At 64.3% G+C, this 22,578-nt stretch carries 15 protein-coding genes, 1 pseudogene and 1 CRISPR repeat array; of the genes and pseudogenes, 11 read left to right on the top strand and 5 right to left on the bottom strand.

What is annotated here, in order from left to right:
- The 6 genes and pseudogenes from ACQKJZ_RS09780 to lpdA all read left to right on the top strand — a co-directional run.
- Positions 1 to 212 (top strand): annotated as a pseudogene (locus ACQKJZ_RS09780) (malate dehydrogenase); the annotation flags it as partial.
- Positions 213 to 299: 87 nt separating this feature from the next.
- Positions 300 to 590, top strand: a complete 291-nt coding sequence (locus ACQKJZ_RS09775) for a GIY-YIG nuclease family protein (protein ID WP_427730986.1) — start codon at positions 300 to 302, stop codon at positions 588 to 590.
- A gap of 79 nt (positions 591 to 669) precedes the next feature.
- Entirely contained in the window at positions 670 to 1,554 is an 885-nt protein-coding gene (gene sucD, locus ACQKJZ_RS09770; protein ID WP_042484035.1) for a succinate--CoA ligase subunit alpha, read from the top strand.
- 131 nt (positions 1,555 to 1,685) lie between these two features.
- Positions 1,686 to 4,664, top strand: coding sequence for a 2-oxoglutarate dehydrogenase E1 component (locus tag ACQKJZ_RS09765; protein WP_427730985.1), 2,979 nt, complete (start codon positions 1,686 to 1,688; stop codon positions 4,662 to 4,664).
- A gap of 114 nt (positions 4,665 to 4,778) precedes the next feature.
- Positions 4,779 to 6,011, top strand: coding sequence for a 2-oxoglutarate dehydrogenase complex dihydrolipoyllysine-residue succinyltransferase (gene odhB, locus ACQKJZ_RS09760; RefSeq protein WP_427730984.1), 1,233 nt, complete (start codon positions 4,779 to 4,781; stop codon positions 6,009 to 6,011).
- A gap of 109 nt (positions 6,012 to 6,120) precedes the next feature.
- Positions 6,121 to 7,515 carry a dihydrolipoyl dehydrogenase gene (lpdA, locus tag ACQKJZ_RS09755; protein WP_427730983.1) on the top strand — a complete coding sequence of 465 codons (1,395 nt, stop codon included), beginning with the start codon at positions 6,121 to 6,123 and terminating at the stop codon, positions 7,513 to 7,515.
- A gap of 173 nt (positions 7,516 to 7,688) precedes the next feature.
- Positions 7,689 to 11,617: direct repeats of the CRISPR family, unit length 36 nt; unit sequence GTTGCCGCTAGACCGCAATCTCTGAGCGGCTATACT.
- A 73-nt stretch (positions 11,618 to 11,690) separates the two neighbouring features.
- On the opposite strand, the gene cas2 is transcribed toward lpdA, so the two are convergent.
- The 4 genes from cas2 to pyk all read right to left on the bottom strand — a co-directional run bounded on the left by cas2 (position 11,691) and on the right by pyk (position 18,065).
- Complete coding sequence (gene cas2 / locus ACQKJZ_RS09750; RefSeq protein WP_427730982.1) at positions 11,691 to 12,065, bottom strand: CRISPR-associated endonuclease Cas2; 375 nt, start codon at positions 12,063 to 12,065, stop codon at positions 11,691 to 11,693.
- A complete protein-coding gene (gene cas1 / locus ACQKJZ_RS09745; RefSeq protein ID WP_427730981.1) occupies positions 12,062 to 12,994 on the bottom strand; it encodes a type II CRISPR-associated endonuclease Cas1 in 933 nt (310 codons plus the stop codon). Before cas1 ends, cas2 begins: the two co-directional genes overlap by 4 nt.
- 17 nt (positions 12,995 to 13,011) lie before the next feature.
- Complete coding sequence (cas9, locus tag ACQKJZ_RS09740) at positions 13,012 to 16,284, bottom strand: type II CRISPR RNA-guided endonuclease Cas9 (protein ID WP_427730980.1); 3,273 nt, start codon at positions 16,282 to 16,284, stop codon at positions 13,012 to 13,014.
- 311 nt (positions 16,285 to 16,595) lie between these two features.
- Positions 16,596 to 18,065: a pyruvate kinase gene (pyk, locus tag ACQKJZ_RS09735; protein ID WP_427730987.1), complete on the bottom strand. Its 1,470-nt coding sequence runs from the start codon at positions 18,063 to 18,065 to the stop codon at positions 16,596 to 16,598.
- 72 nt (positions 18,066 to 18,137) lie between these two features.
- On the opposite strand from pyk, the gene ACQKJZ_RS09730 reads away from it, so the two are divergent.
- Positions 18,138 to 18,440 carry a DUF1244 domain-containing protein gene (locus ACQKJZ_RS09730; RefSeq protein ID WP_427730979.1) on the top strand — a complete coding sequence of 101 codons (303 nt, stop codon included), beginning with the start codon at positions 18,138 to 18,140 and terminating at the stop codon, positions 18,438 to 18,440.
- A 145-nt stretch (positions 18,441 to 18,585) separates the two neighbouring features.
- Positions 18,586 to 18,846 (top strand): DUF2312 domain-containing protein, encoded by a 261-nt coding sequence (locus ACQKJZ_RS09725; RefSeq protein WP_058746354.1) that lies wholly within the window; start codon positions 18,586 to 18,588, stop codon positions 18,844 to 18,846.
- 184 nt (positions 18,847 to 19,030) lie between these two features.
- Here ACQKJZ_RS09725 and ACQKJZ_RS09720 read toward each other — a convergent pair whose 3' ends face one another.
- Positions 19,031 to 20,494, bottom strand: a complete 1,464-nt coding sequence (locus ACQKJZ_RS09720) for a helicase HerA domain-containing protein (RefSeq protein ID WP_427730978.1) — start codon at positions 20,492 to 20,494, stop codon at positions 19,031 to 19,033.
- A gap of 72 nt (positions 20,495 to 20,566) precedes the next feature.
- On the opposite strand from ACQKJZ_RS09720, the gene ACQKJZ_RS09715 reads away from it, so the two are divergent.
- Genes ACQKJZ_RS09715 through ruvC form a run of 3 tightly spaced genes read left to right on the top strand, consistent with a single transcriptional unit; the run spans position 20,567 to position 22,451 of the window.
- Positions 20,567 to 21,106 (top strand): DUF1003 domain-containing protein, encoded by a 540-nt coding sequence (locus ACQKJZ_RS09715; RefSeq protein ID WP_322965839.1) that lies wholly within the window; start codon positions 20,567 to 20,569, stop codon positions 21,104 to 21,106.
- Positions 21,107 to 21,133: 27 nt separating this feature from the next.
- Positions 21,134 to 21,877, top strand: coding sequence for a YebC/PmpR family DNA-binding transcriptional regulator (locus tag ACQKJZ_RS09710; protein ID WP_058734894.1), 744 nt, complete (start codon positions 21,134 to 21,136; stop codon positions 21,875 to 21,877).
- A gap of 55 nt (positions 21,878 to 21,932) precedes the next feature.
- A complete protein-coding gene (gene ruvC / locus ACQKJZ_RS09705; RefSeq protein WP_427730977.1) occupies positions 21,933 to 22,451 on the top strand; it encodes a crossover junction endodeoxyribonuclease RuvC in 519 nt (172 codons plus the stop codon).
- Positions 22,452 to 22,578: the final 127 nt, after the last annotated feature.

Raw genomic sequence — 22,578 nt, 5'->3', positions numbered from 1 at the left:
AGCGCATTCTGCCGGCCGCCGCCTACCTGTCGGGTGAATATGGCATCGACAACCTCTATGTCGGCGTGCCCGTCGTGATCGGCGCGAACGGCGTCGAGAAGGTCGTCGAGGTCAAGCTGTCGGACGAGGCGAAGGCCAACCTTCAGGTCTCGGTCGACGCGGTCAAGGAACTGCTCGTCGCCTGCAAGGGCATCGACGAGTCGCTGGCGTAATTTGTTCGTCGCTTTCCCATGTGCTCCCGCGAAGGCGGGAGCCCAGTACTGGGTCCCCGCCTTCGCGGGGACACATGGAGCGGCGGGATGACCAAGGTCGGCTACGTCTACATCATGGCGAGCCGACTGAACGGAACGATCTATATCGGTGTCACGAGCGACCTGGCGAAGCGGACCTATCAACACCGCAACGCCCTGGTCGACGGGTTCACCAAGAAATACGGTTGCAGATATCTGGTCTGGTATGAGGCCCATGACGAACTGGACAGTGCGCGGCTTCGCGAACGCCAGCTCAAGAAGTGGAACCGGGACTGGAAGCTGCGGCTGATCGAAGAGAAAAATCCGGATTGGCTCGACCTGTACGAGTCATTGTTTTGAGCGATCGCGCTCCCGTGACAGCGGAAGCCCAGAACTGGGTCCCCGCCATCGCGGGGACACAATGGAGTTGGGAGCTAAGATGAGCATCCTCGTCAACAAGAACACCAAGGTCATCACGCAGGGCATGACGGGTGAAACCGGCACGTTCCATACCCAGCAGGCGCTGGCATACGGCACGCAGATGGTCGGCGGCGTGACGCCGGGCAAGGGCGGCACCGAGCATATCGGCCTGCCGGTCTTCAACACCGTCGCCGAAGCCAAGTCGAAGACGGGCGCCGATGCGAGCGTGATCTACGTGCCGCCGCCCTTCGCGGCAGACTCGATCCTGGAAGCGATCGACGCGGAGATCCCGCTGATCGTCGCGATCACGGAAGGCATTCCGGTCCTGGACATGGTGAAGGTGAAGCGCGCCCTGTCGGGTTCGAAGTCGCGCCTGATCGGTCCGAACTGCCCGGGCGTATTGACGCCGGGCGAGTGCAAGATCGGCATCATGCCGGGTTCGATCTTCAAGAAGGGTTCGGTCGGCGTCGTGTCGCGCTCGGGCACGCTGACCTATGAAGCGGTGTTCCAGACCTCGAACGCTGGCCTGGGCCAGACCACTGCGGTCGGCATCGGCGGCGACCCCGTCAACGGCACCAACTTCATCGACGTGCTGGAGCTGTTCCTGGCCGACGACGAGACCCAGTCGATCATCATGATCGGCGAGATCGGCGGCTCGGCCGAAGAGGAAGCCGCGCAGTTCCTGCGTGACGAAGCCAAGCGCGGTCGCAGCAAGCCGATGGCGGGCTTCATCGCGGGCCGCACCGCGCCTCCGGGCCGTCGCATGGGCCATGCCGGTGCGATCGTGTCGGGCGGCCAGGGCGGCGCCGAGGACAAGATCGCGGCGATGGAAGCGGCCGGCATCAAGGTCGCGGCTTCGCCGTCGGAACTCGGCTCGACGCTGCTGTCGGTGCTGAACAAGTAAGGCGTATCGCGTCACCCCGGCACACCCGCCGGGGTCCGTGGCGGCAGGCGGGCCGCTCGCGGCTGCGGACCCCAGGCGGATGTGCCGGGGTGGCGATGAGTTGATAAGACGGGCGGTCGAGGAAGCGTCTCATGGGCTACGAAGGCCAGGAATTCAGCGACATCGCGGCGGGCGTCAGCCCCGCTTTCATCGAAACGCTCTATGCCAAGTATCAGGCCGACCAGTCGTCGGTCGATGCGGGCTGGCGGACCTTCTTCGAGGGTCTGGAGCAGGGCGTGGGCGCCCCCAGCTGGCAGAACACGCGCTGGCCGCTGACCTCGACCGACGATCTGACGGCGGGCCTCGACCCGACCCAGATGGAACCCGCCCCCAAGCCTGCCAAGGGTGGCAAGCCCGCCCCGGCAGCCGCTGCGGCCGCCGCCCCCTCGACCGCCGACATCGTCAAGGCGGCGGGCGACGCGATCCGCGCGCAGCTGCTGATCCGCACCTACCGGGTGCGTGGTCACCTGGCGGCGAACCTCGATCCGCTCGGCCTGTCGGGCCTGCGCGAGTTGCCCGAGGATCTGAAGACCGAATATCACGGCTTCACCGATGCCGATATCGACCGCAAGGTCTATCTGGGCGGCACGATGGGCTTCGAATGGGCGACCGTTCGCGAGCTGGTCGACACGCTGCGCAAGAATTACTGCGGCAATGTCGGCCTCGAGTACATGCACATCGCGGACGTGGAGGAGCGCCGCTTCCTCCAGGACCGGATGGAAGGCCAGAACAAGGCGATCGAGTTCACCGTCGATGGCAAGAAGGCCATCCTGAACAAGGTCATCGAGGCCGAGCAGTGGGAAAAGTTCCTCGGCAAGAAGTATGTCGGCACCAAGCGCTTTGGCCTAGATGGCGGCGAGTCGATGATCCCCGCGCTCGAATCGGTCATCAAGTACGGCGGCCAGATGGGCGTGCGCGAGATCGTGTTCGGCATGGCGCATCGCGGCCGTCTGAACGTGCTGGCCAATGTGATGGCCAAGCCGCTGCGCGTGATCTTCCACGAATTCGCCGGTGGCTCGGCCAACCCCGATGATATCGGCGGTTCGGGCGACGTGAAGTATCACCTCGGCACCTCGACCGACCGCGAGTTCGACGGTCACAAGGTCCATATGTCGCTGGTCGCCAACCCCTCGCACCTCGAGGCGGTCAACCCGGTCGTTTTGGGCAAGACCCGCGCGATCCAGACGATCGCCGACGACCTGACCGATCACACCGCCTCGGTGCCGGTGCTGATCCATGGCGATGCCGCCTTTGCGGGCCAGGGCATCGTGTGGGAATGCCTCGGCTTCTCAGGGATTCGTGGTTACAACACCGGCGGCTGCGTCCACTTCATCATCAACAACCAGGTGGGCTTCACCACCAGCCCGCAGTTCGCGCGCTCCTCGCCCTATCCATCGGATGTGGCCAAGGGCGTCCAGGCGCCGGTCTTCCACGTCAACGGCGACGATCCCGAGGCGGTGACCTTCGCCACCAAGATGGCGATCGAGTTCCGTCAGAAGTTCCACCGCGACATCGTGATCGACATGTGGTGCTATCGCCGCTTCGGTCATAATGAGGGCGACGAGCCGGGCTTCACCCAGCCGCTGATGTACAACAAGATCCGCTCGCACCCCGGCGTCGCCGAGACCTATGCGAAGCGTCTCGTGTCCGAAGGCGTGGTCGATCAGGCCTGGGTCGACGAGAATATCAAGCAATACACCACCCGCTGCGAAGGCGAGTTCGAGGCGGGTCAGAGCTACAAGCCGAACAAGGCCGACTGGTTCGCCGGTCGCTGGTCGGGTCTGTCGGCGCCGAAGGAAAGCGATCAGGGTCGCCGCAACGTGGAGACCGGCCTCGACAAGAAGCTGTTCGACGCGATCGGCCGCACGCTGACCACGATCCCCGAGGATCTGAAGGTTCACAAGACGCTGAACCGCGTGCTCGACGCCAAGCGCCAGATGTTCACGACCGGCGAGAATTTCGACTGGGCGACCGGCGAGGCCCTGGCCTTCGGCTCGCTACTCTCGGAAGGCTATGGCGTTCGCCTGTCGGGCCAGGATTCGGGTCGCGGCACCTTCTCGCAGCGTCACGCGGTGTGGGTCGACCAGACCGACGAGCACAAGTATGTGCCGCTCAAGACCGTCGAGCATGGCAGCTTCGAGGTGCTGGACAGCCCGCTGTCCGAATATGGCGTGCTCGGCTTCGAGTACGGCTATGCACTGGCCGACCCGAAGACGCTGGTCATGTGGGAGGCGCAGTTCGGCGACTTCGTCAACGGCGCGCAGATCATGATCGACCAGTTCATCACCAGCGGCGAGTCCAAGTGGCTGCGCGCCAACGGCCTCGTGATGCTGCTGCCGCATGGTTATGAAGGCCAGGGGCCGGAGCATAGCTCCGCACGTCCCGAGCGCTTTCTCCAGTCTTGCGCCAACGACAATATCCAGGTTGCGAACTGCACCACCCCGGCCAACTATTTCCACCTGTTGCGCCGCCAGATGCATCGTAACTTCCGCAAGCCGCTGGTCGTCTTCACGCCCAAGTCGCTGCTGCGTCACAAGCTGGCGGTGTCGAAGGCCGAGGATTTCCAAGGCGACAGCCACTTCCGGCGCCTGTTGTCGGACACCAACGGTGCCGCCGACGAGGCGACGACGCGGCTGGTCCTGTGCACCGGCAAGGTCGCCTATGACCTGATCGAGGCACGCGACGCGGCGGGCGACACGGGCACGCAGATCGTGCGCGTCGAGCAGCTCTATCCGTTCCCGAGCGACGCGCTCGCCAAGCGGATCGCGCGCATGCCGAACCTGCAGGACGTGGTCTGGGCGCAGGAAGAGCCGAAGAACAACGGTTACTGGTTCTTCGTCGAGCCGCTGATCGAGGAAGCACTGGCCGAGGCCGGGGCGAGCGTGAAGCGTGCGCGTTATGCGGGTCGTGCGGCGGCGGCATCGCCCGCCACCGGCCTGATGAAGCGCCACACCGCCGAGCAGGGTGCGCTGGTCGCCGATGCGCTGGGCCACAATGTCCGCGAGGAAATCCGCCGGACGCGCGGCGAGGGTAACACCACCGCCAAGCCGACCACGGCCGGGGCGGACTGAGACTGACGAGTGCCCCGGCCCTTTCGATGGGCCGGGGCGGGATGAAATCTGGCGCGGGCGTTTTGCCCGCCCGCGTAAGAGCCCCGGTTGATGGACCGGGCGGAGGAAATGGAAATGGCGACTGAAGTTCTGGTCCCGGTACTGGGCGAATCGATCTCCGAAGCGACGCTGGGCGAATGGCTGAAGCAGCCGGGTGACGCGGTGGCCGTCGACGAGCCGATCGCGAGCCTGGAGACCGACAAGGTCTCGGTCGAAGTGCCCTCGCCGGTGGCGGGTGTCATGGGCGAACATGCCGTCAAGGTCGGCGACACGGTGCAGGTCGGCGCGCTGCTGGCGACCGTCGATGCCGGTGGTTCGGCCCCGGCCAAGACCGAAGCGGCGACGCCTGCCGCGACTGCAGCTCCGGCGGCGGCCGCTCCGGCGCCCGCCGCTGCCCCGGCCGCCGACGAGTCGAGCGACTCGCCCGCCGCGCTGTCGCCGTCGGTGCGTCGTGCGGTGCTTGAGCATGGTCTCGACCCCGCGACGATCAAGGGCACCGGCAAGGACGGCCGCATCACCAAGGAAGATGTCGCCGCCGCCGCCGCCAACAAGTCGAGCGCCCCGGCTCCGGCCGCTGCTCCTGCCGCTGCGGCTCCGGCCGGTTCGGCGCGCAAGGAAGAGCGCGTGAAGATGACGCGCCTGCGTCAGACGATCGCCAAGCGCCTGAAGGAAGCGCAGAACACCGCCGCGATGCTGACGACGTTCAACGACGTCGACATGACCGCGGTGATCGAGGCGCGCGCCAAGTACAAGGACCTGTTCGAGAAGAAGCACGGCGTCCGCCTGGGCTTCATGGGCTTCTTCGTGAAGGCCGCGACGATGGCGCTGAAGGACATCCCTTCGGTCAATGCGTCGATCGAGGGCGATGAGATCGTCTATCACGACTATGCCGACATCTCGGTCGCCGTCTCGGCGCCGAACGGCCTGGTCGTGCCGGTCATCCGCGATGCGCAGGACCTGACGGTCGCGGGCATCGAAAAGACGATCGGCGACTTCGGCAAGCGCGCCAAGGACGGTACGCTCAAGATGGACGAGATGAAGGGCGGCACCTTCACCATCTCCAACGGCGGTGTGTTCGGCTCGCTGATGTCGACTCCGATCATCAACCCGCCCCAGTCGGCGGTGCTGGGCCTCCACCGGATCGAGGAGCGTCCGGTCGTCGTCGACGGTCAGATCGTCATCCGCCCGATGATGTACCTGGCGCTGTCCTACGACCACCGCATCATCGACGGCCGTGAGGCGGTGACCTTCCTCGTCGCGCTGAAGAACGCGATCCAGGATCCGACGCGCATCCTGATCGACCTCTGATCGCTTTGTGATCTATACGGGCCCTCGAACGGTCGAGGGTCCGTTTTTGCTGTGACAGGCGGGTGCGCCCGCAGGCTGGACCCCGAGAGCCGGGGAACGGGAGAGACAAATGGCTGAGTATGACTATGACGTCCTGGTGATCGGCGCCGGCCCCGGCGGCTATGTCGCGGCGATCCGCGCGGCGCAGCTGGGCCTGAAGACCGCATGCGCCGAAGCGCGCGAGACGCTGGGCGGCACCTGCCTCAATGTCGGCTGCATCCCGTCCAAGGCGCTGCTCCACGCGTCCGAGCTGTTCGAGGAAGCATCGCATGGTGCCCTCGCCAAGTTCGGTGTCGAGATCGAGGGCGCCAAGCTCAACCTCGACCAGATGCATGCCGAAAAGGCCAAGGCGGTCGGCGAGCTGACCGGCGGCATCGAATATCTCTTCAAGAAGAACAAGGTCACCTGGCTGAAGGGCAAGGCGGCGTTCCAGGATTCGAGCACGGTCAAGGTCGGTGACCAGACCGTCACCGCGCGCGACATCGTGATCGCGACCGGCTCGGTCGTGACCCCGCTGCCGGGCGTCGAGATCGACCAGAAGGTCGTCGTCGATTCGACCGGCGCGCTGGCGCTGCCCAAGGTGCCGGAGCATCTGGTCGTCATCGGTGGCGGTGTGATCGGTCTTGAGCTCGGCTCGGTCTGGCGGCGCCTGGGGGCCAAGGTCACGGTCGTCGAATATCTCGACCAGATCCTGCCCGGCTTCGATGGCGAGGTCCGCAAGGAATCGGCCAAGCTGTTCAAGAAGCAAGGCATGGAGCTGAAGACCTCGACCAAGGTGACCGGCGTCACCGTCGAGGGCGACCGCGCGACCGTGTCGGTCGAACCGGCTGCTGGCGGCGCGGCGGAAACGCTGTCGGCCGATGCCGTGCTGGTCGCGATCGGCCGCAAGCCCAACACCGACGGGCTGAACCTGGAAGCCGCCGGCGTGAAGCTGAACGGCCGTGGCCAGGTCGAGATCGACCATGACTTCGCGACCAATGTCGACGGCGTCTGGGCGATCGGCGACGTGGCGCCGGGCCTGATGCTCGCGCACAAGGCCGAGGACGAAGGCGTCGCGGTGGCGGAGAACATTGCTGGCCAGACCGGCATCGTGAACCACGATGTCATCCCCAGCGTCGTCTACACCATGCCCGAGATCGCCGGTGTCGGCCTGTCGGAAGAAGCCGCCAAGGAGCGCGGCGAGGTCAAGGTCGGCAAGTTCCCCTTCATGGCGAACAGCCGCGCCAAGACCAACCGCGACACCGATGGCTTCGTGAAGGTCATCGCCGACGCCAAGACCGATCGCGTGCTGGGCGTGTGGATCATCTCCTCGCTCGCCGGCACGATGATCGCCCAGGCCGCGCAGGCGATGGAGTTCGGCGCGACGTCGGAAGACATCGCCTACACCTGCCACGCGCACCCGACCCATGCCGAGGCGCTCAAGGAAGCTGCCATGGCAGTGCAGGGCAAGCCGATCCACATATGATCGGGTTTTACCGGATGGCAGAAAGGGCGGGCACTGCGAAGTGCCTGCCCCTTTCTGTTGGTTTGCGTAGTGAAGAATAATGGGATGTACCGCGGGCGGCCACGTCGCATAGACATTGGATGTAGCTTTCGGAGATGCTATATCCAAAAGACGATTTCGACGTCGACGCCGGTGTTGCTCCTAGACCGCAGTCTCTGAGCGGCTATACTCGGAGACACGACATGGACGACGGCCAACTCGTTGCCGCTAGACCGCAATCTCTGAGCGGCTATACTCGATTCCTGCGCGCTGGCCATGTCCTTGGGTTGCCGCTAGACCGCAATCTCTGAGCGGCTATACTGCAGCCTGTTGACTGGCTATTCTGCCGAGAGTTGCCGCTAGACCGCAATCTCTGAGCGGCTATACTACGCGGGCGTGATGGTCACGGTCATGGGCGGTTGCCGCTAGACCGCAATCTCAGAGCGGCTATACTTAGGTGCGCTGCGTGATAAGATCGCGGTCAGTTGCCGCTAGACCGCAATCTCTGAGCGGCTATACTCCGCCGTATCGAGCGGGAAGGCCGCCGCGTGTTGCCGCTAGACCGCAATCTCTGAGCGGCTATACTCGCTACCCAGGCCAACCCGTCGATCTTGCGGTTGCCGCTAGACCGCAATCTCTGAGCGGCTATACTGGATCGCCGCGCTGGCGAGCTGACCAAGGCCGTTGCCGCTAGACCGCAATCTCTGAGCGGCTATACTGCGACCCACCCGCGGCCCGTCCGTCAGATCGTTGCCGCTAGACCGCAATCTCTGAGCGGCTATACTTTCGCTGAAGGTCTGTGAGTCCTACGGCGTGTTGCCGCTAGACCGCAATCTCTGAGCGGCTATACTTAGGTATGGCGTAGATTGTTGACGAGTTGAGTTGCCGCTAGACCGCAATCTCTGAGCGGCTATACTTTGTCCGTTGATTGATATGCGACAAGTACTGTTGCCGCTAGACCGCAATCTCTGGGCGGCTATACTATGGCGGGTGTTGCTTCGCTTTGCTTATTGGTTGCCGCTAGACCGCAATCTCTGAGCGGCTATACTGATCGCTATCGATGTGGGATTAGCCGTAGCGTTGCCGCTAGACCGCAATCTCTGAGCGGCTATACTGTTCTGACACGCTTGTTGTGTGTCGGTTCTGTTGCCGCTAGACCGCAATCTCTGAGCGGCTATACTTTGTCAGGTTCTGTGCAGTGCGGCTTTCATGTTGCCGCTAGACCGCAATCTCTGAGCGGCTATACTAAGTATTCATCCTCAGTCCGCTTCGCTATAGTTGCCGCTAGACCGCAATCTCTGAGCGGCTATACTATATCGTTCGTTTAAGCGATAGACGGGCTGGTTGCCGCTAGACCGCAATCTCTGAGCGGCTATACTCGTGGGCGCGTAGTGGTCGTTTCTTTATTCGTTGCCGCTAGACCGCAATCTCTGAGCGGCTATACTATCCGCACGTTCCAGCCGCGCCGGCCGGACGTTGCCGCTAGACCGCAATCTCTGAGCGGCTATACTCTGGGGTATCACGGAGCCGGAACAGTTCGCGTTGCCGCTAGACCGCAATCTCTGAGCGGCTATACTCCTCGTCTGCACGGACGGCAGCTTCTGCGAGTTGCCGCTAGACCGCAATCTCTGAGCGGCTATACTTGCCACCGGCACCGGCTCGACCACCACTTGGTTGCCGCTAGACCGCAATCTCTGAGCGGCTATACTCGGGGCGGCGGGTGAGCAGGGGGCGTGGGTGTTGCCGCTAGACCGCAATCTCTGAGCGGCTATACTTCAGGCGAACCTCTTTCTTGATGAAGTCCAGTTGCCGCTAGACCGCAATCTCTGAGCGGCTATACTGCGAGGTGTCGAGCAGCAGATTGGCGATGCGTTGCCGCTAGACCGCAATCTCTGAGCGGCTATACTCGGCTGGCCATCATCACCGGCCTTTGCTCGGTTGCCGCTAGACCGCAATCTCTGAGCGGCTATACTCCCGGCGGAACGCGGGCTCAAACCGCACCGGTTGCCGCTAGACCGCAATCTCTGAGCGGCTATACTACCATGTGCCCGCGATTGGCGGCAGGCTCAGTTGCCGCTAGACCGCAATCTCTGAGCGGCTATACTCGCTTGGAAACCGACCCGCGCCCGCATCAAGTTGCCGCTAGACCGCAATCTCTGAGCGGCTATACTCAGCGGTAAGGAGGTTGAGCATGGCCATGGGTTGCCGCTAGACCGCAATCTCTGAGCGGCTATACTATCAGGAAAGGACGGCACCATGAAGTTTGAGTTGCCGCTAGACCGCAATCTCTGAGCGGCTATACTAACTTGTAGGTCGGAAAGATCGTCGCGCGGGTTGCCGCTAGACCGCAATCTCTGAGCGGCTATACTGATGACGGCCGCGATACCGGCGCGGTCCGAGTTGCCGCTAGACCGCAATCTCTGAGCGGCTATACTTGTCACCGAGCGCGTCAAGCGTCTCGAAGAGTTGCCGCTAGACCGCAATCTCTGAGCGGCTATACTCGATTGCGTCGCGGAGACGCGGGCGATGCCGTTGCCGCTAGACCGCAATCTCTGAGCGGCTATACTGTCGAGCTGCGCATCGCCACGTCGGAACCAGTTGCCGCTAGACCGCAATCTCTGAGCGGCTATACTACTTCACCGCCGAGCAGATCGCGCGGCTGGGTTGCCGCTAGACCGCAATCTCTGAGCGGCTATACTCCCCCGCCATAGCGGGGATTATGTCAGGGCGTTGCCGCTAGACCGCAATCTCTGAGCGGCTATACTCCTTACGCAGTTCATCTACCAGCACGGCTCGTTGCCGCTAGACCGCAATCTCTGAGCGGCTATACTGGGCGTGAGCTGCCAACGCAAAGAGGTCATGTTGCCGCTAGACCGCAATCTCTGAGCGGCTATACTAGCATGAGCGACGACCTGAAGGTGGATTGGGTTGCCGCTAGACCGCAATCTCTGAGCGGCTATACTCCGCGACAAGATGGCCAAGGGGCGACATTGGTTGCCGCTAGACCGCAATCTCTGAGCGGCTATACTACTATGTGGAAGCTGGCCAGCGAGCAAGGCGTTGCCGCTAGACCGCAATCTCTGAGCGGCTATACTCGAACGTCCGCGCTAGGAAGCTACCGATCCGTTGCCGCTAGACCGCAATCTCTGAGCGGCTATACTCTCGGGCCTTCCGCAGCGCCGGTGTGTCCAGTTGCCGCTAGACCGCAATCTCTGAGCGGCTATACTAGAGGGGATGACATCGCCGACGCCTTCCTCGTTGCCGCTAGACCGCAATCTCTGAGCGGCTATACTCGAACAATAACACGCTGCGTTGGTGCACGGTTGCCGCTAGACCGCAATCTCTGAGCGGCTATACTGTCTGTGACGTTCGACGGGGCAGGGCGGCCGTTGCCGCTAGACCGCAATCTCTGAGCGGCTATACTCCGCCCCGCCCCGCTGACGACCCAGCCTGAGTTGCCGCTAGACCGCAATCTCTGAGCGGCTATACTAACTTGTAGGTCGGGAAGATCGTCGCGCGGGTTGCCGCTAGACCGCAATCTCTGAGCGGCTATACTCGTGAATGGCAATCTCGTCTTCACCTCCGAGTTGCCGCTAGACCGCAATCTCTGAGCGGCTATACTCGTGCGGATCGGCGGGGCCTTGCGCTTCTGGTTGCCGCTAGACCGCAATCTCTGAGCGGCTATACTTTTTCCTTCGTACCCGGCTTCATCTTCGACGTTGCCGCTAGACCGCAATCTCTGAGCGGCTATACTCAGAGCCCATACCAGCGCGTCGGCTCTGTCGTTGCCGCTAGACCGCAATCTCTGAGCGGCTATACTGCGTCGTCGTCCGCGCCTTCGTCAGGCGTCGTTGCCGCTAGACCGCAATCTCTGAGCGGCTATACTGGGGAGCGCGTCGGAGTACCACCGCATAGCGTTGCCGCTAGACCGCAATCTCTGAGCGGCTATACTGCGAGGTGCTGACGGCGATAGGACGAAGTGGTTGCCGCTAGACCGCAATCTCTGAGCGGCTATACTGCCTGGCGCTGCAACCCCTGAGCAAGGCGTGTTGCCGCTAGACCGCAATCTCTGAGCGGCTATACTGGATGGTGGGTTATCCCGTTGAAACACAACGGCGAAATCCGCCATCCGGTATGGTCAAAACGATCGGCAATCATCAGAACAGAGCCAATTGATCAGGGTTTTTGCGCGGCTGTCGGCGGGATTGGCCGGCGAAGCGGATGATATTCTCATATTGCCGGTCGGTGAAGCTCAATATGTGGATCTCGCCTTTGTCGGGGAGGTTCGCCTCGATCCGGCGGAGATAGGCTTCCATCTGTTCCTTGCCGCTGCAGAAGCGGGCATAGACCGAGAACTGGCTTTTCTCGAACCCCTCGTCGAGCAGATATTGGCGGAATTTGGTGGCGGCGCGCGACTCGGACTTGGTGGTGACGGGCAGGTCGAACATCACGAAAATCCACATCAGCCGATATCCCGACAGTTGTGACGCGCCGCTCGCGGGGATGGGCGCGGTGGCGAGACGACGGCTCATCGCGCGATCAATCCGTCCAGGGCGGCCAGTTCCAGCGCGGAGGGCGGCGCGGGCAGGATCAGATCGGTGGCACGGCCGGTCTGGAAACTGCGTGCCAAGGTCTGCGCGGTGCGCTGGATCGCGAGCCAGACGGTGGTGACCCCGTCGTCCAGCATCAGGTCGACCGCGATCAGGCCGGCATAGGCGCGCTTGGCCTCGGCCGTCACCCCGGTGATGCCATGGGTCATCAACCGGATGGTCAGCGCGTCGACCAGCGCGCGGAACGGCTCGATCACGTCGTCGGCGAGTGCGAAGGGGTTGCCGCGATGCGCGTGATGGACGCCGATCGACGGATGCAGTCCCGCCGCCACGACCGCACGGGCGCAGGCGGCGCGCATCACCGCATAGCCATAGTTCAGCAGCGCGTTGGCACCCTCCGCATCGCGGTCGCGCCGGAACGCCTCGCCCATCAGGAGCGGCCAGTATCGGCGCGCGGCCTGCGCCTCGATATTCTCGGGGTCGCCCGATCCGACCTTGCGCGCCAGATGATCGAAGGCGGTGGCGGAGTGGCCGTTGGCCGCCAGCACCGCGCCCTGCCAGCGGATCTTCGCCACCACGAGGGAGCGCCACAATTGTTTGGACAGCGGACGCCCGGCCTCCCATTGCGCGCGCATCCGGCCGTTCTGGGCGTGATGACCGTCGATCGGCAGGCAGATGGCGGCGGGGCTGTGGTTGTTCCCGCACAACAGCATTACCGCGCCGCGTTCGGCCAAAGCGACGATCAGATTGGTCGACCAGGTGACGCCGTGCGCGTGCACGATGACCGCGCCGACATCGTCGAGCGGGACGCGGCCGACCTCGACTCGCTCCTCCGAGACGATCAGGAAGCCGCGATGGGCGGACAGATGCCGGTTGTCGGTGGCGATATCGACGATCCGTTCCAAACCCATCGCGGCCGCGTCCCTCGTCAGTCGACCGGCGCGACGCGGGGGCGGGTGCGCCTTACGGTCTTACGGGCGGGAAAGCCTGGGTCGAGCACGCGGCCCAGTTCGTCGATACGGACCTGACGTGCGCGCCAGCCCTTCAACGTGTTGGGGGAGGGGTAGATATAACGAAACGGATCGTCGGCATCGCCGTCACGCGCCTTGAGCGCGCCGCCTTCATGCGGGGGCGCGACGGCGAACTGCTTTTCGGAAAATTTGACGACGCGAACCAGTTCACGATCCCCTTCGGTCCGTTCGATCGCGAGAATGTCGTTGCGCTGCAGGCTGAGAATCTTGCGGGCGGCCGGATGCGGCCGTGCCTGTTCGGTCGACTGATGCGCGTCGAACATCGACACGACCTGACATCGCCATTTGCCGTCCGGCATATCCCAGACATCGTAACGATAATTGCTGTCGCCCTTATAGCCCTTATAGGCCCGGCCCTCGGCATCGCGGATCGGGATGACGGTCAGCGTTTCGATTACGCGGACCCGGCGGATGCCGCGATAGAGGAGCGGCCCCAGTTCGTGAAACCGCGCGATCCGTGCCTCGAACGCCTTGCCGTCCAGCCCCTTGGTGAACTCGGCCAGCGCATCGCGTAGCAGCGGATCGCGGACCCGCGCGATGTCGGCGGGTTTCCTGATCGCCGATAGCGGCACGCGGCGCACGACGATGCTGTTGCCCTTGGCGTCGGTCTCGCCGGTCAGGCCATAGGCGGTATCGTTGTGAAGGCGACCGGCCGTCTGGTCGCGGCCGCGCGCCAATCCCGCCTTGGCCACGGTGCCATGGTCGGGACGGTGCGACACGATGATGTCATTGACCGCCACGCGCAGATCGTCGCGAAAGCCGTCCCAGGGCACGGGAATATGGATGCGCTCGCGCCCCTCGCTACCGTTCTGACCCGAAGCGCGGGCGATGGCCTGCAGCATTCCCCGGTCGACGATCGCGACGACCAGCGCGTCGATCGCGTGATGGCGGTGGTCGAGCCGGTTCTTTGGCTGGTCCGCGCCGCCGCCGAAATTATGGTCGGGCAGCAGGTCGTTCAGCCCCAGCTTGCGCCGGACCATTTCCGTGAGCCGGCCGGGCGAAACCCAGACATGGCCCGATCCCTCGCCCCGCCCGGGATACAGCCAGGACAGATATTCGCGCGCCAACCGGCCGAGATATTGCGTGTCGACCAGGTGCCGCGCCAGGAAGCCGTCTTCCGTCGCGAAGCGCTGCATCGCATCGGGTTCGAACCGCCAGCGCTTGGGCTTGGGCAGGCGCGAGGCGCGCTCGGCGATGTCGGGCCAGCGATCGGTATGTCCCCAGGTCTCGTAAGGCGAACGGCGGCGTTTCTCGCGATTGGCCTCGCGCAGACACAGCAGCTTGTTGCCGTTCGAATCGTCCAGCGTCTGGGAGAAGGGCAGGATGTGATCCACCTCGACCCGGTCGGAAAACAGCATGTCGATCGAAATCTGCTCGCCGGTATAGATGCAGCGCCGGTCGAGGACGTTGCCGGGATTGAGTTCCTCCCACAATTTCAGCAGCGCACGGTTGGCGCCGGTATCGCGCTGGCGGATTTCCTCCAGCTTCTTCGAGCGTCCTTCGGCGGCCAGCCGGTTGTCGCGATTCTCGCTATTGCGCTTCTTCTTCTCGTCCTCGTTCAGCTTCAATTCGCGCGCGAGTTCGATCGCGATCTCCTTGGGCGGGCCATAGGCGCGGATCAGCCGGTTCACGACATGGCGTAGCTGATTCAGCCCGATATGCACGGTCGGGTTGGTCAGGCGGCCGATCCGCATCTCTTCCGGGTCGGTCGGCTCGGCGGTGCCGGGCATGATATGGCGTTCCAGGGCGACGCCATAATAGGGGAGCTCGGTGACGTCCTCGTCATCGCGGCGGTCACGGAAGTCGCTGTGATGACCCAGTCCCGAGCGTTGCACCGCCTCGCTATAGACGACCACCCGCCCATCCTCGGTCCGGTCGTGGAGCAGCGAGTCGATCAAGGTCGTGGTCGCGGTCGGCCCGAACCGGCCATGGCCTTGTGGCAGTCGCGCGCCCAGCACCGCCGCGGCCTGTTCGAGCGACAGATCATAGGCCGCGATCAGCCAGTCGCTAAAGGCGGCCTCGTCCGCTTCGCTCTCGATCGCCATCAGCCGTTGGACGGCCTCCCATTGCTCATTAGTCGACAGATGCTGCCAGCGCGTACTGAAGCGGGTCTTCTTACCCATTTCGGCCGCGACTTCGTCGCCCTTCAAATCCGTGCGATTGTCGCTTTCCTTGTTGAAACGATCGGCCGGATCGAGCTTCAGTTCCTTACGCATTGCTACGAAGCTGGCCTTGGGACGAGTCTTCAAGAACAGGAAGAGTTTGTCACGCTGTTCGGGCGTTAGCCTTTGCGCGACTTCGCCCGCGCGCACGATCATCAGCGCGTTGATCTCTTCGAGTAGACGGCGCTTCTGAAACAGCGGATGCGCCTTGGGCAGGCGGGTCTCGCCGGCGACCAGCGTACATTGCCCGACCTGCGGCGCGCGAAGCGGACGCTGGTGGAAGATGATCTCGTACAACCGGTCGTGGACCTGCGGCGTCAGCGTGTCGGGGTGATGCGGTGCCTGCGCGGCCCAGATCTCCTCGAACTCCTCGGCGATCAGCGCGCGCGAGGGATAGAAGTCATAGCCATCACCCTTCGCCCCCTCGCCGGTTTCGGGACGCAGGCGCGTGCGGACCGAAGGGATGTGATTGGCATCGGTGGCGGCCCGGCGGCGCTGATGCAGGAACTCGCCCAGCGTGCGGGCGCCCTGCTCCTCCATCTGTTGATTCAGCCGGTCGACACCGACCGCGATCTTGCCCGCTTCGTCATCCTGGCCGCGATCCGCCTTGCGGTTGGACTGAAAGCCGCGCCGCTGGTTGAGGTGGAACAGCGCCCGGCCGATTTCGAACAGCGACAATTCCTCGTCGAGCGCGCGGGCGCGCAGGGCATAGGGGTCTTCGCTTGCCAGCCTTTGCCGCTCACTTTGATCGGCAGGGAACAGGCCGTCGCGGATCAGATATTTGAGGAGCGCGGCCTGACGTTGTTTGAACCGGTCACGCCGCCGCCGCATCGCGCGCGCAGCACGCCGATCGACCGCCAAGGAAGCGCCGGACTTGGGATCGCGCCCGTCGCTGAAGATGCGCGAGCCCATGGCGAGGATGCCGGCGGGATCGCCCGCACGGTCCAGTCGGAGCGCTGCCCATCCCAGTGAGTTCGCACCGAGATCCAATCCAAGCCGCCAGTCCATAGCTCCCCCATCCATCGTTCACCGGGATGATGGACCCCTTTGTGTACCGAGAAAAGGGCGGTGCACGGAATAGGAAGTCAAACCATAACGGCGGCAAATGGACTTGACCGGGACGCGGTCTTCGGTGATGTTTGCGGCCTCAGAGATTGCGGTACTGGCGGCTAACAAGCAGTCATGTCTGCACCAGATAAGGCCAGCGCTACGGCGCTGGCTTTTTTCTTGTCCGGTGTATCGGGCGTCGACCCAAGCAAAAGGGCGACGGAGTGATACCCCGCCGCCCTCTCATCTCTCAGGCCAGAAGGCGGCCGGACTTACGCCTCGACTCCGTCCCCGTAATTCGCCAGTTCGTCGCCCATGATGCGGGTGACGTGCAGCACATTGGTCGACCCCGGCGTACGGAAGGGGACGCCGGCCATCAGCACGACCTGATTGCCCGCCTCGGCGATGCCGTGGCGCAGCGCCATGCGCTTGGACTTGCCGACCATCTCCTCGAAAGACTCGACGTCGCGGGTGTGGACCGCGTGACAGCCCCACAGGAGACCCAGACGACGCGCCGTCTCCAGCTGCGGCGTCAGGACCAGGATCGGCACCGAGGGGCGCTCACGCGCGACGCGGCGTGCGGTCGAACCGCTGGTGGTGAAGCAGATGATCGCCTTGGACGACACGGTGCGCGAAATGCCGGCCGCCGCTTCGGCGAGCGCGTCGGCGGTGGTCGGGTCGGGGGTCATCGCGGTGAAGTGGACACGCTCGCCGTGGCCGGGGTCGTTTTCCACCGACACACCGATCGCGTTCATCATCGCGACCGACTCGACCGGCCAGGACCCCGCCGCCGACTCGGCCGACAACATGATCGCATCGGCACCGTCATAGATGGCGGTCGCCACGTCCGACACCTCGGCGCGGGTGGGCGAGGGGCTCTGGATCATCGATTCGAGCATCTGGGTGGCGACCACCACCGGGCGGCCCATGCGGCGCGACACCTCGACGATACGCTTCTGAAGCGGCGGCACGGCCTGGGGCGGCAGTTCGACGCCCAGGTCGCCGCGCGCGACCATCACGCCGTCGCACTGCTCGACGATTTCCTCCAGCCGATCGATCGCCTGCGGCTTCTCGATCTTGGCGAGGAGGGCGGCACGCCCCTTGATCAGGCCGCGCGCCTCCATCAGGTCCTCGGGACGCTGCACGAACGACAGGGCGATCCAGTCGACACCCTGCTCGACCGCGAAAGCCAGGTCGGAGCGATCCTTCTCGGTCAGCGCGGCCATCGGCAGCACGACGTCGGGAACGTTCAGCCCCTTGTTGTTCGACAGCGCGCCGCCGACCTCGACCAGCGTGGTGATCTTCTCGGCATCGTGGAAGGCGACACGAAGGACCAGCTTGCCGTCGTCGAGCAGCAGGCGCGCGCCCGGCTCGATCGCGGCGAAGATCTCCTTGTGCGGCAGCTCGACGCGCGTGGCATCGCCCGGCGTCGGGTCGCGATCGAGCACGAAGGTGCTGCCGGTTTCCAGCATGACCTTGCCATCGGCGAACTTGCCAACACGCAGCTTCGGCCCCTGAAGGTCGGCCAGGATCGTGGTCGGACGGCCGAAGCGTTCCTCCAGCGAGCGGATGGCCTTGATGAGCGGGATCTTCGACTGCTGATCGCCATGGCTCATATTGATTCGGAACGCATCCGCCCCCGCCTGGAACAGGGTGGCGATCGTCTCGGGATCGCTGCTGGCCGGGCCGAGCGTGGCGAGAACGCGGACTTTGCGCGAACGCGGGGGGAGGGCCTTGGTCATCATCACATCCTGCTGCTTTGCGGCCAGTGTCCTAAAGCCTAATGCGTTACGATCAACCTAGGAGCGACGAATATGAGCGATAGCGTGGATGCGTTGAATGCAATCGATGATCAGGCGGCGGCGGCGGCGTTCCGGCGGCTGGTGATGCACCTGCGCCACCGGACGGATGCACAGAATGTCGACCTGATGGGGCTGGCGGGGTTCTGCCGCAACTGTCTGTCCGACTGGGTGGGCGAGGCGGCCGGTGTCGACAAGGCGGCCGCGCGTGAGGCGATCTATGGCATGCCGTACGACCAGTGGAAGGCCGAGCATCAGGGTGAGGCGACGCCGGAGCAGCTGGCACGCATGGCCGAGAGCGTGAAGAAGAACCGTTAACCCCCGCTTGAGCGCAGGCGCGGAACCGCCTAGACCGCCCCCGATCCCGACATCCGCGCCGGACCGACCTTGCCCATGGGCGGGCACGTGCGTCGTGGCGGCGGATTCCTGGGAGCGGACCGGATTTCAAGAAGGTTGTAAGACAATGGCGGACGAGAATTTCGACAGCAGCGGCAATGTGACGGCCGACGAGCTGCGCCTGCTGATCGAGCGGGCCGAGCGGCTGGAAGAAGAGAAGAAGGGCATTTCGGACGACATCAAGGATGTCTTCGCCGAAGCCAAGGCGCGCGGGTACGACCCCAAGGCGATCAAGAAGATCATGCAGATCCGCAAGAAGAAGCGCGAAGAATATCAGGAAGAGGAAGCCATCCTCGAAGTGTATATGAAGGCACTGGGCATGATCTGATCCCGGTTTCGGGTTTCGGAAATGCGAAGGGTGGCGGGGCTGGTGGCTCCGTCGCCCTTTTTGTTTGTGGCAAGTGGCGGGGCGTGGCCTTCGACTTCGCTCAGGCTGAACGGGGGTTTGGGATTTTGAGCCACAAATACCCACCCCGTTCAGCCTGAGCGAAGTCGAAGGCCAAGCGAAACCCTCACCCCATCTCCGCCGCCTGGGTCGTCCACCCGAGCCGCGGAATCGTGATCGACCGCTTGCCCGTCAGGTCGGTGCGGCACACGAACAGGTCGCGGCTCTCGATATAGGCGATCAGCCGCTTCACCCGGCCCAGCGAACTCGTGCCATACGTCTCGGCGATCTTGGTATCCGGTGGGCAAGGCAGCCCCTCGCGCGCGGCCCGCGCGACCAGCAGGAACGCGCCCAGCATGTCGTCGGGCAGCATCGCCGCCAGCGCCAGCGCCTCCTGCCAGTCGGGATCATTCACATCGAAAATCCCCGCCCGTGCGCAGGACAGGCGCCGGGCGAAACCATTCAGATCGAGCGGCGGCCGGGCCAGCCCCGCCATCCGGCAGCGCACTTGGAAATCCTGGAACAGCACCGAGGCGGGCCGGAAGGTCGATTCGGGGTCTTCGACGATCGCGCGCAGCACCTGTTCGTAGATCGCCTCGACCTCGCCCTCGTCCATTTCCGGCGCGGGGGGCGCGGCGGTGGTCGGCAGCGGCGGGCGGCCGAGATCGGCCATGAGTTCCTCGGCGGGCACGCGGCGCGGCCGCGAGTCGAAGGTCATGGGCAGCGTCGGGGCTTCCTCGACCGGCGCGAAGAGCAGTTCCTGCAAATCGGGCGGCGGCGCATCGGGCAGGGGGGTCAGCTTGGGACTGCCCGAGCGTGCCGAGGTCTCGACCGCGCCGATCTTTACCGTGATCGGCCGTCGCGAGACGGCTGGGCCGAGCGCCAGGAAGGTGCCGCGCGCCAGGTCGCGGATCGAGTCGGCCTGTCGCCGCTCCATGCCGAGCAGATCGGCCGCGCGCGCCATGTCGATGTCGAGGAAGGTGCGGCCCATCAGGAAGTTGGACGCCTCCGCCGCGACATTCTTGGCCAGCTTGGCGAGTCGCTGGGTGGCGATCACCCCCGCCAGGCCCCGCTTGCGGCCGCGACACATCAGGTTGGTCATGGCGGATAGCGAAGCGCGGCGGACCTCCTCGGTCACCTCGCCGCCGGTCGTGGGCGCGAACAGCTGCGCCTCGTCCACCACCACGAGCGCGGGATACCAATGCTCGCGCGGGGCATCGAACAGCGCGTTGAGGAAGGTCGCGGCGCAGCGCATCTGGCCTTCGATCTCGAGTCCTTCGAGACTGAGGACCACCGAGGCGCGGTGTTCGCGGATGCGGCTGGCAAAGCGCCCGACCTCGCGCTCGGCATAGTCGCCCGCCTCGATCACGACATGGCCATACGCCTTGGACAGGGTGACGAAATCGCCCTCGGGATCGATGACCACCTGTTGCACCTGGCCCACCGATTTCTCCAGCAACCGGCGCAGCAGATGCGACTTTCCCGACCCCGAATTGCCCTGCACCAGCAGGCGGGTCGCCAGCAGTTCCTCAAGATCGATCGGCACCGACGAGCCACGCTCGTCGGTTCCCATATCCACGCGTACCGTCATGACTCTGGCGTTTGGCCGATCAACGCCCCAAGGAGCAAGGCATTTGATTCCTTGCCGAGGAGCGCCCCGCTTATGGCTTTATCGACCGCCGCCGAAATCGCCCGCCGCACGCTGGGCAAGCCCGCGCACGAATTGGATGAGGAAGAACGCCAGGTCATCGCCGATATCGAGTCGGGTCAGCTCAGCGCGCGCGACGCCGCCGATGTCGCCGACGAGACGTCGACCTGGGGTGAGAAGCTGGCCGACCGGGTGGCGGCGATCGGGGGCAGCTGGGGCTTCATCATCACCTTTTCGGTGATCCTGCTGGGGTGGATGCTGCTCAATTCGGACGTGCTCAGCCATTTCGGGATGGCGTTCGATCCATACCCCTACATCTTCCTGAACCTGATGCTCTCGACGCTGGCGGCGATCCAGGCGCCGGTCATCATGATGAGTCAGAACCGGCAATCGGCGAAGGACCGGCTGGCGGCCAGCCTGGACTATCGCACCAATTTGCGGGCCGAGATCGACATATTGCGGCTGCACCACAAGCTCGACAACGGAGTCACCGAACGGCTCGATACGCTGGAGGCGAAGATCGACGGGTTGGCAAAGGCCCTTGCGCGGTCGTAAAGAGCCCGATCATCTCAAGAGGCACCGATGGCAGGCCACAGCAAATTCAAGAACATCATGCACCGCAAGGGCGCGCAGGATAAGAAGCGCTCGGCAGCATTTTCCAAACTTTCCCGCGAAATCACCGTCGCGGCGAAGATGGGCACGCCCGACCCGGACATGAACCCGCGTCTGCGCGCCGCCGTCAACGCGGCCAAGGCGGCCTCGATGCCCAAGGACAATATCGCGCGCGCGATCGACAAGGCCTCGCGCGGCGACGGGGAGAATTACGAGGAAATCCGCTATGAGGGCTTTGGCCCCGGCGGCGTCAGCCTGATCATCGAGGCGCTGACCGACAATCGCAACCGCACCGCGACCAACGTGCGCACCGCGGTGTCGAAGAATGGCGGCAACCTCGGCACCGCCGGTTCGGTCAGCCATGGCTTCGACCGCATGGGCCTGATCAACTATCCGGCCAGCGCGGGTGACGCCGAAAAGGTGTTCGAGGCGGCGTTGGAAGCGGGGGCCGAGGACGTGACTTCGTCGGAAGACGGTCATGAAATCTGGACCGCACAGGCCGATCTGCACGAAGTCGCCAAGGCGCTGGAGCCCGTGCTGGGTGAGGCCGAAGGTGCCAAGCTCGCCTGGCGTCCGCAGACCATGGTGTCGGTCGACGAAGCGGCGGCGGCGACCTTGTTCAAGCTGATCGACACGCTGGACGATGACGACGACGTCCAGACCGTGTGGGGCAATTACGAAGTCTCCGACGAAGTGATGGAAAAGCTCGGCTGATCCTGACGCCTCCCCGGTCTTGTGCGGGGGAGGGCAGGTGGCACGTGCAATACTTATGACCCCACCCCCCGCCATCATTCTCGGACTCGACCCCGGCCTCGGTACCACCGGCTGGGGCGTGATCGCGGCGGAGGGCAATCGTCTGCGCCATGTCGCCAACGGTCAGATCAAGACCGAGCCGTCGATGGTGCTGCCGCGCCGCCTCGCGAACCTGCATGCCGCGCTCTATGACGTGATCCGCCAGCAACAGCCCGACGGCGCGGCGGTCGAGGAAGTGCTGGGCAACAGCAATGCGCAGTCGACGCTGAAGCTCGGTCAGGCGCGCGGCGTCGTCCTGCTCTCGGCGGCGCAGGCCGGGCTGATCGTCGGCGAATATCACCCCAGCATCGTCAAGAAGGCGACCGTCGGCACCGGCGGTGCGGACAAGAAGCAGGTGCAGGCGATGGTCGGGCATCTGCTGCCCGGCGTGAAGCTGACCGGGCCGGATGCGGCGGATGCGCTGGCGGTGGCGATCACACATGCGCATCATCTCGCGAGTGCAAGGGCTATGTCGCGGCGGGCGGGGGCGGTTTAGCGCCGCCGTCTGGCTTGTGGCGAAGCCCTCCCCCATCCCCTCCCGCCTGCGGGAGGGGTGCGTTACCGGGCTATCGGCAAGCACTACTTCAAGGTGTTCCTGCATGCGAACCTTGGCACGCCCCTCC

It is taken from the genome of Sphingomonas sp. NPDC019816 (assembly GCF_050274375.1).
Classification (GTDB): domain Bacteria; phylum Pseudomonadota; class Alphaproteobacteria; order Sphingomonadales; family Sphingomonadaceae; genus Sphingomonas.
The sequence above is the reverse complement of the archived record's forward strand: the minus strand, read 5'-3'. Positions and strand labels throughout refer to the sequence as shown.